This is a genomic window from uncultured Nisaea sp. (assembly GCF_963974195.1).
Classification (GTDB): domain Bacteria; phylum Pseudomonadota; class Alphaproteobacteria; order Thalassobaculales; family Thalassobaculaceae; genus Nisaea.
This window is the reverse complement of sequence record NZ_CAXBDC010000104.1, coordinates 1-15,235: the sequence shown is the minus strand read 5'-3', so window position 1 is coordinate 15,235 and position 15,235 is coordinate 1. Positions and strand designations below refer to the sequence as shown.

14 protein-coding genes are annotated in these 15,235 nt (G+C 61.5%); 3 read left to right on the top strand and 11 right to left on the bottom strand.

Annotated features, from left to right (window positions below; genetic code table 11):
• On the bottom strand, positions 1-263 hold a 263-nt coding region (locus tag AAC126_RS18370), incomplete at its 3' end, for an EamA family transporter (RefSeq protein ID WP_339856016.1).
• A gap of 228 nt (positions 264-491) precedes the next feature.
• Between AAC126_RS18370 and AAC126_RS18365 the strand changes: the two genes are divergently transcribed.
• Positions 492-1,886: an FAD-linked oxidase C-terminal domain-containing protein gene (locus AAC126_RS18365; RefSeq protein ID WP_339856014.1), complete on the top strand. Its 1,395-nt coding sequence runs from the start codon at positions 492-494 to the stop codon at positions 1,884-1,886.
• A 35-nt stretch (positions 1,887-1,921) separates the two neighbouring features.
• Positions 1,922-2,947, top strand: a complete 1,026-nt coding sequence (locus AAC126_RS18360) for an NAD(P)-dependent alcohol dehydrogenase (RefSeq protein WP_339856013.1) — start codon at positions 1,922-1,924, stop codon at positions 2,945-2,947.
• A gap of 75 nt (positions 2,948-3,022) precedes the next feature.
• Here AAC126_RS18360 and AAC126_RS18355 read toward each other — a convergent pair whose 3' ends face one another.
• The gene (locus AAC126_RS18355) at positions 3,023-3,616 is read right to left on the bottom strand and encodes a HupE/UreJ family protein (RefSeq protein ID WP_339856011.1); all 594 of its coding nucleotides are present in this window, start codon (positions 3,614-3,616) and stop codon (positions 3,023-3,025) included.
• A gap of 100 nt (positions 3,617-3,716) precedes the next feature.
• On the opposite strand from AAC126_RS18355, the gene AAC126_RS18350 reads away from it, so the two are divergent.
• Positions 3,717-4,214, top strand: a complete 498-nt coding sequence (locus AAC126_RS18350) for a YbaK/EbsC family protein (RefSeq protein WP_339856009.1) — start codon at positions 3,717-3,719, stop codon at positions 4,212-4,214.
• Positions 4,215-4,268: 54 nt separating this feature from the next.
• On the opposite strand, the gene AAC126_RS18345 is transcribed toward AAC126_RS18350, so the two are convergent.
• The 9 genes from AAC126_RS18345 to AAC126_RS18305 form a co-directional block, all read right to left on the bottom strand.
• A complete protein-coding gene (locus AAC126_RS18345; RefSeq protein WP_339856008.1) occupies positions 4,269-5,039 on the bottom strand; it encodes a DUF1223 domain-containing protein in 771 nt (256 codons plus the stop codon).
• Between the two features lie 74 nt (positions 5,040-5,113).
• Entirely contained in the window at positions 5,114-5,737 is a 624-nt protein-coding gene (locus AAC126_RS18340; protein ID WP_339856007.1) for a TIGR02466 family protein, read from the bottom strand.
• 122 nt (positions 5,738-5,859) lie between these two features.
• Positions 5,860-6,153: a hypothetical protein gene (locus tag AAC126_RS18335; RefSeq protein WP_339856005.1), complete on the bottom strand. Its 294-nt coding sequence runs from the start codon at positions 6,151-6,153 to the stop codon at positions 5,860-5,862.
• Between the two features lie 202 nt (positions 6,154-6,355).
• Positions 6,356-8,470, bottom strand: coding sequence for an EAL domain-containing protein (locus AAC126_RS18330; RefSeq protein WP_339856003.1), 2,115 nt, complete (start codon positions 8,468-8,470; stop codon positions 6,356-6,358).
• Between the two features lie 289 nt (positions 8,471-8,759).
• Positions 8,760-9,479 (bottom strand): SDR family NAD(P)-dependent oxidoreductase, encoded by a 720-nt coding sequence (locus AAC126_RS18325; RefSeq protein ID WP_339856002.1) that lies wholly within the window; start codon positions 9,477-9,479, stop codon positions 8,760-8,762.
• 96 nt (positions 9,480-9,575) lie between these two features.
• Positions 9,576-11,483 carry an ATP-dependent zinc metalloprotease FtsH gene (gene ftsH, locus AAC126_RS18320; RefSeq protein ID WP_339856000.1) on the bottom strand — a complete coding sequence of 636 codons (1,908 nt, stop codon included), beginning with the start codon at positions 11,481-11,483 and terminating at the stop codon, positions 9,576-9,578.
• Positions 11,484-11,583: 100 nt separating this feature from the next.
• Positions 11,584-12,699: an LLM class flavin-dependent oxidoreductase gene (locus AAC126_RS18315; RefSeq protein WP_339855999.1), complete on the bottom strand. Its 1,116-nt coding sequence runs from the start codon at positions 12,697-12,699 to the stop codon at positions 11,584-11,586.
• Positions 12,700-12,778: 79 nt separating this feature from the next.
• Complete coding sequence (locus AAC126_RS18310; RefSeq protein ID WP_339855997.1) at positions 12,779-13,987, bottom strand: hypothetical protein; 1,209 nt, start codon at positions 13,985-13,987, stop codon at positions 12,779-12,781.
• Positions 13,988-14,132: 145 nt separating this feature from the next.
• Positions 14,133-15,235 (bottom strand): dihydroxy-acid dehydratase (locus AAC126_RS18305; RefSeq protein WP_339855996.1); only part of this gene is annotated, 1,103 nt, incomplete at its 5' end.

Below are 15,235 nucleotides of genomic sequence, written 5' to 3'. Positions count from 1 at the left end.
AACGGCACGGCATTGTTCAGCAAGCCCATGAACAGGAATGCCCGCAGGATCTTCCAATCCGTCGGCATGCGCAAACCGAAGAGCGGCAGGGCAAGCTGCATGGCGATGGCGGCCAGCCCGACCCGAACCAGCACCATGGTCAGCGGCGGCACCTCGTGGATTGCCACCTCGACAAAGAAGAACGACCCGCCCCAGACGGAGGAAAGCAGGATAAGGATGCCCCATTCCACAGGCCCCATGGTGAGATTGACCTTGGCATTCATGTCCAGTCCAGGTCCTTTCGGTCCAAATTTATTGTCTCGATGCAGCCATTTTATGCGTCACGGATAAGAGTGCCGCCGCAAAACGGGCATGACTGAAAGTGGCAATATCATACCCGCGCCTGAACGGATCTCCGTTTCTTGCGTGGCTTGTCCTTCATGCCAATTCTACGATTGAGCGCGGCCCCGCCTCTCTCTAGGGTGAGCGGCAAAATCAAGGGAGAAAACACCATGCAGGCCCGAGAAAGCGCCTCCGAGATCGCACCGGTTCTGGATATTCTGAGAGAGCGGTTTACGGACCGGCTCTCCACAGCCCCCGCAGTGCTTGAACGGCATGGCCAGGACGAGAGCTATCACAAGGCCTTGCCGCCTGAAGGCGTTGTCTTCGCCAACAGCACCGAAGAGGTCGCCGAAGTCGTGAAGCTCTGCGCCACCCATGGCGTTCCGATCATTCCCTTCGGCACCGGCACCTCGCTGGAAGGCCATATCGGCGCGGTCATGGGCGGCATCTGCATCGATCTCTCGAACATGAATGCCGTCCTTGAAGTCAATGCCGAAGACCTGGATTGCCGGGTGCAGGCCGGCGTCACGCGCAAGCAGCTCAACACGCATTTGCGCGACCAGGGCCTGTTCTTCCCGATCGATCCCGGCGCCGATGCCTCCATCGGCGGCATGGCGGCGACCCGCGCGTCCGGCACCAATGCCGTACGCTATGGCACCATGCGCGAGAACGTGCTCTCCCTCACCGTGGTGACGGCGAGCGGCGAGATCATCCGCACCGCCCGCCGGGCCCGGAAATCCTCTGCCGGATACGACCTGACACGGCTCTTTGTCGGCTCCGAAGGTACGCTCGGCGTGATCACCGAAGTCGCGCTCAAGCTCTATGGCATTCCGGAAGCAACCTCCGCCGCCGTCTGCCAGTTCGACGATCTTGAGAGCGCCGTCAGCACGGTGATCCTGACTATCCAGTCCGGCGTGCCGATGGCCCGTATCGAGCTACTGAATGCGGACCAGATGGGCGCCTGCATCCGCTTCTCCAAGCTGGAAGGCTATGAGGTGAAGCCGACCCTGTTCTTCGAGTTCCACGGCAGCGAGACCGGCGTGAAGGAACAGGCCGAAATGGTCGAGGGCATCGCCTCCGAATTCGGCGGCAGTGCCTTCCAATGGGCCGAGAAGGCCGAGGACCGGAACAAACTCTGGGAAGCCCGGCACAATGTGCATTACGCCATCAAGTCCATGCGCCCGAACTGCGAGGTGATGGCGACCGATATCTGCGTGCCGATCTCGCGATTGGCCGAAGCCATCCTGGAAGCCCAGAAGGACCTGATCGAAAACGGCCTGACCGCCGGCATCGTCGGCCATGTCGGCGACGGCAATTTCCATGTCGGCTATTGCATCGACCCGAACAACGCCGAAGAAGTCGCCGCCGCCAAGGGGCATAACGAACGCATGGTGTTCCGGGCGCTGGAAATGGACGGCACCTGTACCGGCGAGCATGGCGTCGGCCAGGGCAAGATCCGCTACATGGAAGCCGAGCACGGACTGGCCCTCAACAGTATGCAGGCGATCAAGCAGGCGCTCGACCCGCAAGGCATCATGAACCCCGGCAAGGTGCTGCCCGCCTGAGCCGTCCGTAACACGCCCCAGACAACGAGACAGATATGCCCCAACCGACCGGCGCCATGAAAGCCATCGAGGCCTCGGCCTTCTCCATCGACAGCCTGAGCCTTGTGGAGAGGCCGATACCAACGCCAAGACGCGGCGAAATCCTGATCCGGGTGAATGCCGTCACCCTGAATTATCGCGACCTCGCCGTGCTCGGCGGCACCTATATGCCGACCCTGCCCATGCCCTATGTGCCCTGCTCCGATTGCTGCGGCACCGTGGTCGCTCTGGGTGAGGATGTCAGTCTGTTCAAGGAAGGCGACCGGGTCGTGCCCTGTTACATCCAGGGCTGGCGGGATGGAAAAGTGACCCAGCAGCAGCGCACGAAGCAGACCCTCGGCGGCCCGCTTCCCGGCGTGCTCCGGGAATATATCGCCGTCCCCGCCGACGAGGTGATCCCGGCCCCGGAAAATCTAAGCGATGCCGAAGCCGCAACACTCCCGATCGCGGCCCTCACCGCGTGGACCTGCCTTGAACAGGGCGACCTGAAAAGCGGTGACAGGGTGCTGGTGGAAGGCACCGGCGGCGTCGCCCTCTTCGCCCTGCAGCTCGCCAAGGCAGCAGGCGCGGAAGTCGTCGCCCTCACCTCCACCGCCGAAAAGGCGGAGATGCTGAAGAAACTCGGCGCCGATCATGTGGTGAATTACCGTGAGACGCCGGAATGGGGTACCGCGGTGAAGGACGTGACCGGCGGGCACGGTGTCGACATTATCGTAGAGACCACCGGCAGCACCCTTGCCCAGTCCTTCGCGGCCGTCGCCTTTGGCGGCTTTATCGGCGTGATCGGTTTTGTCGGCGGCGCGGAAGTGCCGTTGAACGTGATGCAGCTCATCGGCCCGAATGTGCGGATGGAAGGCGTCGTCGTCGGCTCCCAGGCAGGGCTGCGCGCTCTTGCCCGGGCGATGGACCTGCATGGCATCAAGCCGGTGATCGACAGCTCCTTCCCGATTGAAAAAGCAGCAGATGCGTTCCGCCACATGAAGCAGGCGGGGCATATCGGCAAGATCGTCGTGACACTCTGACGCCCGGCCTCAGAACAAGAAAAAGGCCGCCTTCCAGTCAGGAGGCGGCCTTTTGTTTCCTGCATCAGGAACAGATCAGGCGATCAACAACCCGAGACCGGCAGCGGCTGTCAGGCCACCGGCGCCGCGCATAACGGCGGTCGCCAGAGCAGCGCGTTCCGCGAACAGCTTTTCCGCCAGCAGGCCGGCGCCGAGACCCGCGACATGCAGCAGCGCGGTCGCGGCGACAAAACCAGCACCATAGGCAAGTGCCGTCGCGCCGCCGATTTCACCGCCATGGGCATGGCCGTGGAACAGCGCGAAGGTCCCGACGACAACAGCACCGACCGTGGCCGGAAGCTTCACCGCGCAGGCGACCAGCAGGCCAAGAGCGACGACCGATGCGAGGATCGCGGGCTCCACGAACGGCAGGGCCACGCCCGACAAAGCAAGCACGAAGCCCAACGCCATGCAGCCGACGAAGGCGAGAGGCACCCCAACCAGCGCCCGGCCACCCATCTGGAAAGCCCAAATCCCGACCGCGACCATCGCCAGGATATGATCCAGCCCGAGCATCGGGTGCGACAGACCGGCGGCGAAAGAGCCATGCTCTGCCGGGTTCAGATGCGCCATGGAAGGGGATGCGCTGGCAACAAGGATTGCGGCGCCAAGGGATAAGATTCTAATCATATATGTGATCCTTAGATGAAGTCGATCTAGCGCCCCTGATTGGGTCGCGCACGCCAACGGTTGCACACAAGGTTAACGAAGCCAAGAGGCCCTCTCCCCCATGTCTGATACCCTTCCCGAAATCCGCGCCATTCTCGAAGCCTCCCCTCACGCTTTTGAGGTTATGGAGTGCGATCCCGACCTCGCCGACACGGCTGTGTTCTGTGAACGATATGGCAAAGCACCGGAAGATTCGGCGAACACGATTCTCGTCCGCTCCAAGACGGGCGATCTGAAATATGCCGCCTGCGTGGTGCTGGCGACACACCGGCTGGATGTGAACAAGGTGGTGCGCAAAAAACTGGAAGCGCGGAAAGTCTCCTTCGCCAGCGCGGAGGAGACGAAAGAGCTGACCGGTCAGGAAATCGGCGGCGTCACGGCACTGGGACTTCCGGCGGATCTCCCGCTCTGGATTGATGCGGACGTGATGGCCCGGAAAGAGATCATTCTCGGCGGCGGGAACAGAACCTCGAAACTGATCGTCGATCCGAAACTACTGCTGGATCAACCGATGGCGGAAGTGGTCGAAGGTCTGGCGAAGCCGATCCCGGCGGAATAATGCCGAGGTCCTCTTTCCCTCCGTTCGAAGGCTCCCTGTAACCCGATCCGCCGGTCACGCCGTCCGCACGTCCAGCACCCCCGCACCATGGATCGGCCCGTTTCCCGGTGCCTGCACAAGAACCGACAGCCGGTCCGTCGGCATGCTGACGGCGCTGCCAGGAATGCGGAGCCTGTCCGCCTTGCCGTCCCAGTGTCCGAGCGACCGGTAGAACCGGACCACGGCGAAATCCTCCAGCGTGCGGCCCCTGTTCTCCCCGCGCGGGACTTCGGTCACATGCCGGTCATCGCTGCCGACAAGGAGCAGCTCGGCGCCCGTATAGTCGGCGCTCTGCTCCGCATCCAGCAGCAGTTCGAAATCCGCGCCGTCCCGGTTGAGCGTAACGGCAAGGCCGGGTCCACCGCGCTGTGCCCGGCGCCGGTCCAGCTCCTGCAGTACGATTGAGCGGCGGGAGCCGACCAGATCTGCCTCCCCGTCGATGACAAGCTGCGGCGTGTAGATCGTCCGAAGCTTCATGGCATGGCCATAGCGCCGTTGCCGGTCGCTCATCTCCTCGGAGGAGAACGGATCTTCCCAGCCGATATAGTTCCAGTAGTCCACATGATAGGCGAGCGCGATCACATCCGGTTCTTTCGCCAGCTCGCCAAGCAATTCATCCGCCGGCGGACAGGACGAGCAACCCTGGCTGGTGAAGAGTTCAAGAACGATCGGACCGGATCGGCGGCTTGCCGCCATCACGGGCCGGGCGGGACGCGCCAGGGCCGCGAGGCCGAGGGCGCTTGCGGCGGCGAGGCCGCCCAGGAAGGTGCGTCGTCTGATCATCATGGGAGGAGAAGATAAACCGTGACTGAAGGCCGCTCGAATCAACACCCGTCACGGGCCGGTGACTGAAGCCCGTCTCAAAGACTGAGATTGAACGCGACCGAAACCCGCGTGCCGTCTCCGTCATAGCGGGTCACGCCATGGTGCAGCCAGGAAGGGAAAACCACGAGCTGACCCGTTTTCGGGAAGAACCGCTCCGACAATCCGGCAGTCAGGCATCCATTGATGCCCATTTTCACGCGCGGTGCGTACATCAGCGGGAGCGCCCCGCGCGGATCGTTGAACTCGAGCGCCCCACCCAAGCTTTCACCACCGGCAATCCCGCCATCGTCCGCATAGAAACAGGCGGACCAGAAGGCGCCCGGATGATAGTGCGCATGGTTGCCCATGCCTTTGCCGTTGATGTTCGCCCAGGCCGTCACTTTCCATTTCAGCGAATCCCGGGTGAGCTGTCCCGTCGAGAAATCGAGCGAGGCCTTGTTGGCGACTTGCTGCAAGGCATGCGCCAGCGCCTTGCCCTCGTCTCCCGCCCAGTGCAGAAAGTCGTGGCCCGACTGCCAGCCTCCGTCATTGCTGTGCGTCACGCCTTTATCTTCCCGTGATCGCGCCCGGATGGTGTCCGCCAGCCGCGCCACATCCGTCTGACGGCGGAACGGCTCGACCACGATCAGCGGGGTGGCGAACAGGAATTCGGTTTTCATGGGGGCTTCCGTACAGCAAGGGAACGAGAGTCCATTAGCGGAGTCCCGCCTGGCTGCACGGTTAAGAATTGTGAAAAAAGGTTACAGGTTACGGGCGCTCCGCGCCGGAGCGCCCGTAATCGTTAGCGGCTCTGCCACTGGCCGTTCATGCATTTCCGGGAGCTGATCTCGAACTTGACCACCGCGCCGTGTGAAAAAACCTCGTTGTAGGCAATGCAATATTTCGAAACATCCGCACCGCCTTGCGCCAACGCCGTGATAATCGCCGCTGTATTTCCTGCACCGTTCCCATACCCGCCTCCGAAGCCGCCGTGCCGTGGCTGCTCCCGCGTATCCTGACGCGCCAGAACCGGGGAGACCCCGGCGACAGAAACGATGAGGGCAGCGGACAGTATGATTTTCGCAATGCGTGACATGATCGAATCCCCTAACTGAATTATGTTAACTCCGGCTTTAAGCAGCGCCGCACGGAACGGCCGCTCCTGGTAAAGACGCTTCGGGATCACCAAGGCGTCTTCCCCTTAAAACGGGGAAGAAGAGAAAATCCGTCGCCCAGAACGTGCGCAGGCTGAAAATTCTGCATTATCAGCCTTCCATCATGCCGTGAAGAATGTGCCGTCAGCTTTGAAGCGCGACTCTGTTTGTGTTCGCTTCCGGCCCGCCAGTCATGCCGGCCACACTGTTCTCCTGCAGAAAGTCCGCACATTCCGCCTCCGGTAACGGGCGGCTGAACAGATATCCCTGGAACTGGTCACAGCCAAGTTGCGCCAGTGCATCGCGTTGCGGGGCGGTCTCCACAAACTCTGCAACAATGGTCACGCCCCTGGACTTACCCAGGCTGGCAATGCTCCGGATAATGTCCGCATTGGCCTCATGACTGAGCACCTCGCGCGACAGGGATCCGTCGATCTTGATCGAGCCCACATTGAAACGCCGGAGATACAACAGGGACGAATATCCCATGCCAAAATCGTCCATTGTCAGCTGGATGCCGATTTCCATCAGTCCGGCAAACGCCGCGTCGACCTGGGGATTATCCGGAATAACCTGGGATTCGGTGATCTCCAGTTCGATCTCGGAAGGCGAAAGACCGTTTCGCGCCAGTGCGCGGGCAACCCGTTTCGGCAAATCCGGATCGGTCAGCTGAATAGGGGAGATATTGAACGCCATCGTCAGCCCCTCATGACCGAGCGCGTTCCAGCGGGCCTTGCAGGCGCAGGCCTCGTCTATGACCCAGCCGCCAAGCTCGTTAATCGCGTTTCCGTCCTCTGCCAGGGTCACCGCCAGAACCGGAGACAGCGCCCCATGTCTTTCATGCTTCCAGCGCAGTAACGCCTCAAAGCCAATGACATGACCATCCCGGTCCATCTTCGGTTGGTAATGCAATTCCAGACCGCCGCGCGAGATCGCATCCCGCAGATCGCCCAGCAGGCCGCGCGCGATCAAGCCGACATCGTCCCGGCGGCTGATCGCGGGAAACCGTGACCGTTCCTCCAGAATAGCGGTCGTCGCCTCCACAACCATGCGGGATTGCCGCCGCTTGCGCTGCTGCTCCGCAATCCGGACAAACGGCAGATAAAGGGCTGCGCTAAGGGCTATTTCGGCGGCCTGAAACACAACTCCGGTCCAGGATCCGGTAATCAACCAGCCGGAGATCAGAGGCGGCGTTGTCCAGGGAACATCGACCGCGCGCAGCTCAATCACACCGACCTGAACAGCTCCGACCGAGATCAAGGCCAACAGCAACGGCACACCGATAAAGGGCAACAGATAGAGCGGGTTCAGGACCAGCGGCAGACCAAAGACGAGTATTTCATTGATATTGAACAGGGACGGCAGCACCGCGAGCTTCGCGATCCTGAGCTGGCTGCCTTCCCGCACGGTCAACATGATCGCAACCAGCAGGCCGGCCGTGCTGCCGCAGCCTCCCAGCAGCACGAAGGTGTCGAATAATGGCCGGTATCCGATATCCGCGCTGTAAGCCGCTCCCTTCAGCCCGAACAGGGCATCCGCGAATGCCTCCATGACAATCCCGCCATGGGCACCAAGGAACCATGAGATCTGGTTCAGCAGAGTCGCGCCGAGACTGAACCACCAGATGCCGCCACCGAATTCGGCTTCCAGCGCCGTCAGCGGAGCAACAAACATTTCCATTGGAAACTGGACACGCGTGCACAGGGCGATTGCCATGACGACGATCAGGCCCGTGACGGCAACCGGAACACAAGACCGAACGGCCTGAAAGAACACAGCTTCCGCGTCATAGGAAAGATGAAGCGGCGCCGGAATGCGCCAGCGGGAGGTTACATTGAGAATGAAAGCTGTACCGAGGCCGATCAGGATACTCGCGAACATTGCGTCATATCCAAAAACGGGGATCCCGGCCTGTCCCTCCACCAACGCATAGAGCATGAAATTCACTAGCGCGGAGAAGCCGACGATCATCGACGGCAAGGCCTCACGCGCCGGGTCGAACCGGGCCAGTTGCCCATGCACAAAGATCGCGACCGCGATAGCTGTACCCACACTCCAGGCGGCAATACTCGCCTCGATCAGATACCCGACGGCATCCGTCCAGCCGGGTCCGAAAATTCCGGTCATGGCGTTGTGGTAGGCCGGAATGGGCAGATGCAGACACAGCTCCGCCAGAACCCGGAAGAATGTCAGGGGCAACAGGGTAATGAAGGCATCGCGGACCGCGAAAAGTAGCAATCGCGGTTTCTCGGTAATCATACCAGGCCGTTCCCACTCCCTGACAGACATGCCTTGCCCCACTTGTCCCATATTCCCCAGAGCCGTTTTGGGGAGCATTTGGACCAGGAGGCAATGCCTGCCACGCGATTTCCAGAGCAGGAAACCAGGATCACGTTAAACGAGCTCTTAACTATCAATCAAATCATTGAAATAGCGTTAACTTTATAATGATCGAAGACCATCAGTGCGATATTGTGACGCAGTCTGGCGGCATGCGCCGGGGAGGAACATCGCACGCCGCCTCCCCTCACGCATTTCCCCCTCAGCCTCAGACCTGACGAATATCCGTCAGGGTTTCGGCGCCGAAGCTGGCTCCGGTCACATGGGCTGCTATTTTTGCCCCGACCGCTTCCGGGCTGGCCAGCGCGCCGGTTTCCTTCAACTCGACGAACTGGGCGCGCAGCGCGAAATCCTCTTCCGACGTGCCCCTGATGGTCGATTGCATGCCGGTATCGATCACACCCGGCGCCAGGCTCTCAACCTTCAGGCCAGGCAATGCATCCTCGCGTACCCCGTTCGCATGATTGTCGAGGGCTGCCTTGGTCGCGCAATAGACGCTCCAGCCGGTATAGGCATGACGCCCGGCCCCGCTGGAGATATGCGCGAGCCGCCGGTCGGCGATACCTGTGCTCAGCGCGGCGAAGGCATCCGCCAGCACCAGCGCGGCACTGATATTCACCGCGACGGCCCGGGCGATCGCCGCCGCCCCCTGACGGCCAAGCGGCGCGATCGGCTCAACGATCCCGGCATTGTTGATCAGCAGTGCAATGTCGGCGCCATCGAGGAAGCTTTCCAACTCTCCACCCTCAAGCCATGTGGCCAGTGCGTCCACATCCCCGAGGTCGAGCGCGACCTGTTCCAACCCCGATTCAAAGCCCGGCAAGGCAGAGCGTGAGACACCGAGAACATTGTATCCATCCGCCAGCAACGCCTCGGTGATCCCAGCCCCGAGGCCCTTGCTGTGTCCAGTAACGATAGCTTTTTTCATGGGGTCCCTCCCGAGGATGCCGTGCAGTAGCGCCGGTCTGGCGCGCATCCCGCTATAGCATCAGACGGCGTGTTCACACAGCCCCTGCTCGTCGGCTTATTCACCATCTTCCCGCGACACCAGCACCCGCTGTGATCCTGCGCGTTCCTTGGCCGCGACCTGTTTCGGGCCAAGACAAACAGCGATCTCGTTTCGGTCCAGGGTTTCCCGCTCTTCCAGATCCCCGATCAGCCGGGCCACCTTCGCTTCGTTCTCTTCCAGCAACGCCACCGCACGTGCTTCGGCGGCGATGAGATAGCTGCGTACCGCGCTGTCGGCCAGTGCCGCAGTAGCTTCCGAAAAATGCCGGGGCTGCGCCATCTCACGGCCAAGGAAAGGATGCGACTCGCTCTCCCGCACATCGACCGGCCCGACTTCTTCGGACATGCCCCAGCGCCCGACCATGGAGCGAGCGATCTGGGTAGCCATGCGGATGTCCTCATCCGCGCCTGAACTGACGGAGCCAAGAAAGACCTGTTCCGCCGCTCTGCCTCCGAGGATGACTGTCAGCCGGTCGTTCAGATATTCCTCCGTGAGAGTATGCCGCTCTATTTCGGGCAGCTGGTGCGTCCCGCCGAGGGCGCGCCCGCGAGGGATGATTGTCACCTTGTGCAGCGGGTCCGCGCCGGGCAGAAAATACGCAACGGCCGTGTGACCGGATTCATGCACCGCAAGCCGGTGCCGCTCGTCAGGGTGGATGGCCAGCGTGCGCACCGCGCCCATGATGATACGGTCTCGCATCTCGTCAAAGTGCCGGGCTTCGACCTTGAGCAGGCTCTCCCGCGCCGCCGCCATCGCAGCCTCGTTGACCAAATTCTTGAGGTCGGCGCCGGAGAAACCCGGCGTGCCTGTGGCGACCTGATACAGATCGACGTTACCGGCCAGGGGCACATTGCGGCAATGCACCTTCAGGATCGCCTCGCGGCCTTTCAGGTCCGGGAGTTCCAGTGTTACGTGCCGGTCGAAGCGACCGGGCCGCAGCAGCGCTGGGTCAAGGACATCAGGCCGGTTGGTGGCGGCAAGAACCACCACCGCCTCATGCCCTTCGAAGCCGTCCATTTCGGCGAGAATCTGGTTCAGGGTCTGCTCACGCTCGTCGTGCCCGCCGCCGAGACCGGCACCGCGCACCCGGCCGACACTATCGAGCTCGTCAATGAAGATAATGGCCGGGGCCGCTTTCTTGGCTTCGTCGAAAAGATTCCGCACTCTGGAAGCGCCGACACCAACAAACATCTCGATAAATTCGGAGGCGGACATATGGAAGAAAGGTACCCCAGCCTCCCCCGCCAGAGCACGAGCCAGCATGGTCTTGCCGGTACCGGGCGGTCCCTGCAGCAGGATGCCGTGCGGGACTTCCGCACCGAGCCGCTGATAGCGCTCCGCGTCCCGCAGGAACTCCAGAAGTTCGGAAACCTCGCGCTTGGCATTCTCCTGCCCCGCGACATCCGCGAAACGGATCTTCGGCGTCTCCGCCTTCTTCACGGCCTTCATCCGGCCGCGCAGGAAATCTCCGGCGCCGCCCCGGCCGCCCAGCCCACCCGGCATCATTCCGGACATCCGCGACCACATGAAGAACCAGAAGGCCCCGATCAACAGCCATGGCAGCAGACTGACAAGCCAGGATCCCTCATCTGCGGGGCGGGACTGAACCTCGACACCCGCCTCCTGAAGCGCATCGAGAAGCGCCGGATCGCCGGTCGGGGGAACATAGGAAACGAAGGCTGTCGTCGTGCCGCCCGGGCCAGTTGACGCCGCCCGCAGAAGCCCTTCGATCCGCTCTCCCCGGAACACCACACTCTCAACCTGACCTCCGGCAACCAGCGCCTTGAAATCCGTGTAACTCCGCACCGTGCGGGTATCGGTCCCGGGGAGAAGCCGTGAAAGCGAGAGGATGGCGACGACCGCAAGTGCCATGATCGCCCATTTGGCGAGTCCCGGTTTCCAGTCTTTTGGCGTTTCTTCCATCCCGTCACCCTGCCCCTGACAGCTTCAGTTGTACGGGAAGGTAACAGGCTCCGATGTCGCAATCCTTGATCTGGATCAGGATCTGACGCCTGCGTATTCCCTACTCTGCAGCGCGAACCCCGCGCTTGTCCTCCATGTAAGCCTTCAGCTTCGGCCAGACCTCCCCGGCCATCCGGGTGAAGGAGCGGTGCCACATCCGTTGCGTTCCCTCCATGTCATGCCCGGTCAGCATCAGGGTGCCGAAATCGCCGATCTCGTCCCGGAAGGAGACCAACCTGTCGAGCACCGTCTCCGCCGTACCGGCGATCACGAACTCCCGGGTTTTCTCCATCGCCTCGCGCTTTACCGTGCTCCAGTCGATATCCCCGGGCGCGTCACCATTGGCGAGACACCCCTGGGCGCCGAGATACTGGTAATACCAGGAGAACACCCCGTCCGGGTCGTTGAGCATCGCCTCCGCTTCGGCATCACTGTCGGTGATCAGCACGGAACGGCCGACACGCCAGACGGACGGGTCTGGTGTACGCCCCGCCTTCTCTGCACCGGCAGCATAGGTCGGCCAGTGCGTCGCGATGTCGGCGGCGGGCACGAAGTTGCCGGACAACATGCACCAGCCGCGCTGGCCGGCGAAATTGGCGGTCATGGAATTGGCTCCGCGCACCGACACGGCGATGGGCGGATGCGGTTGCTGATAGGGCCGGATGAACCGGCCGATCCCCATCTCCGGCAAAACTCTTTGCTCGATCCGGGCGGTGAAATGATCGCCTGCGTGGGTGAAGGGCGGATCCTCGGTCCAGACCTTCTGGATCAGGTCGATGGACTCGACCATCGCCATGGCCCGGGCCTTGTGGTCGAGATTATCGAAAATCTCCCAGTCGCTCGACAACCCGCCGGAGCCGATCCCGAAGATGAACCGGCCGCGCGCCAGATGGTCGAACAAAGCCGCGTGCCCCGCCACCACCACCGGATGCTGCTGCGGCAACGAGATCACCCCGGAGCCGAAGGTGATCTGCTTGGTTTCGGCGATCAGCGAGGCATTGAACAGCAGCGGCGAGGTCACCGGCTCGGCGGTCGAGGTGTAATGCTCCCCCATCCAGGCTTCCGCGTAGCCGAGCCTGTCGGCCAGGATCACAAGCTGGCGGTTTTCCTCCAGCACGTCCGCGAAATCCCGCGACGGCGGATGCAACGGCATCATGAAAAGGCCGAGCTTGGCCATGGGAGCCTCCCTGATTGTTTTTTGTATACAATCGAAGCGTAACACCCGGATTGGTGGCGGGGAAGCTGCCTCGGTTCAGTCAGGCGCTCTCAATATGAATCTGATGAAGAAAAGGCCTGAATACGGATACGACCGCATTTGCTGTATGCAACAGCCAATTCAAATAAGCCTCGTCATTCGTCGTGCTGCCATCAAAGTCAACAGACACGGTTGCCTCATATGGATCATGCTTATTCACATCGATCCGCATTGGCACTCCAATCGCATCTTCCAGAGCAGATCGTGCCGCCTCAATCTCCGAGACTGCCGCCTCCCCCTCATCCCCTTTGAAGCGCATGAACAGACCGCCACGATTTCTACTTGCCCTAAATGCCGTGATCCAGCCAATCGGCTCGGGCATCGGAATGCGCACCCAGGCATGCCCGCCATGCCGTGGCCCCGGTTGATCCGGATGCTCGAAGCGAACCTGATCTATGAAACTTTGCCAGAAGGCTCGTTCTGAAAGTTTTGATGCTGCCCGGTCTTGATCAATCAGGTCCTCCGCATCCTCTTCGGTAATATTGGGCCGCTCCATCTGAAGCGGCGTTCCATCACCCGAGGTAACAATCCGCTGTTCAATCATTTCGGTTTTCAGCGGAATATGAGGCATCACAACGAGGCCTGCATTACCTTCCCACAATTGAAATTCGACCAGTGCCATCCGGGCAGCAAGCCCGCTGGATTGATTGAGGTAATCCGAGATCGCATGCACATCGGCACGAATGCCATCCCCTGCGATAATCAGAATGAAGTCGCCCCGGCGAAGCGTTTCGGTCAACCGATCAACGAACCGTGCTTCGTCAAGGTCGGGATGATACTGTGAGACAATCTCGAATATCGGGTTTTCGGATAGCGTCTTGAGTGCACTTTGGACACGCGCCGACAGATCACCGTAGCTCCATTGCTTGACCAGAGAGGCATATTCAAGAATCTGCGCGATGACTTCACGGCGCGCCTGCGGGTTTCTCCACAGCTTGCACTCAACCAGCACCAATCGGCCTTCTGGAGTGACTCCGAAAAGATCCAGATAAACGGAACCGCCCGCTTTCGGGATTGTGAGTTCTCGGCAGACCGGAACAAAATCGCCCGCGCCAGCAACGATCTCCTGAACTGGAATCAGATCCGGATTCAGAAAAAGTAGCTCCTGCAGCCACTTCTCATCTTTATTGCTACTCCGCGCACCGAGAGGAATCCGGCGAAGCCAGTTCTTCGTCTGTTCGCCGCCTGGCGAAATATGCAGAGATCGCATTACAGTCCCAGCTTGGCCATGAGAGCCTCTCTGATTGTTTTTTGTATACAATCAAAGCGTAACACCCGGCTCATTGGCCGGGAAAAACAAAAAAGGGCCGGAGCACCTCTCGATGCCCCGGCCCTCTTCTTTCACCCCGTCAAGATCAGAACGCTTTCACGCTGTCCGGACGGTACTTGTTCTTCGGCACGAAACCGGAGCGTGTCGCCTCGCGCGGCTCACGTACCCAGACCTCGCGGTTCGGGTGCAAGCCGCCGCCGCGGACCGCCGGGACCGCCGTGTGGCGGGCGCGGTGCAGCAGGCGGGTATCGGCGGCGCCGCAATTCGGGTGGATGCCGCCATTATCGGCGACCTCTTTTTCCCATTTCGCGGTGCGGGCCTTCAGCGTGGCCGGATCCTCAAGCGCGGTGCAGATCAGCGCGTTCGTAGTCAGGTCGGCGATGATCTCGTCCCCGTCCTCGATCAGCGCGATCGGGCCGCCGAGCGCCGCCTCGGGACCGACATGGCCGATCACCAGACCAACCGAGCCACCGGAGAAGCGGGCGTCGGTCATCAGGGCGATGACGATGTTCTTCTCGCGGCAGAGCGTGGTGATGCGCGAGGTCGGGTCCAGCATTTCCGGCATGCCCGGCGCCCCGCTCGGGCCGGAATAGCGGACAATCACGATATCGTTGTTCCTGAACACGTCCGGCGTCTCGTCCAGCGCCTTCAGCAGATCCGGCTCGCCCTCGAACACCCGGGCGCTGCCGACGAACTTGTTATCCTCAAGCCCGGCCTCGACACCGGCCAGCTTCAGGATGGCGGAGAAGTCCGGCGAGAGATTGCCGCCGAGCACGCGCAGGCCGCCGGTCGGCTTGTACGGCTTTTCGACCGGATAGATCACGGTGCCGTCGACCTTCTTCGTCTCCAGCCGCTTCACCTGCTCGGCCAGCGTCTCGCCGGTGCAGGTCAGCACGTCACCGTTCAGCAGGCCCGCTTCCAGCAGCTCGCGCACGATCACCTGCACGCCGCCAACCCCGTCGATATCGACCATCGAATATTTGCCGTAGGGCCGCGCGTCGGTCAGCACCGGCACGACATGTTCGGCCAGATGGTTGAACTCTTCCGGCGTGATCACCTCTTTCCAGAAATCGGCGAACCCGGCGGCCCGGGCGATTTCCGGCGCGTGCAGCGTCACGTTGGTGGAGCCGCCAATGGCCATGGCGACGATCATGGCGTTCCGCAGACTGTCCCGGACCACGATATCGC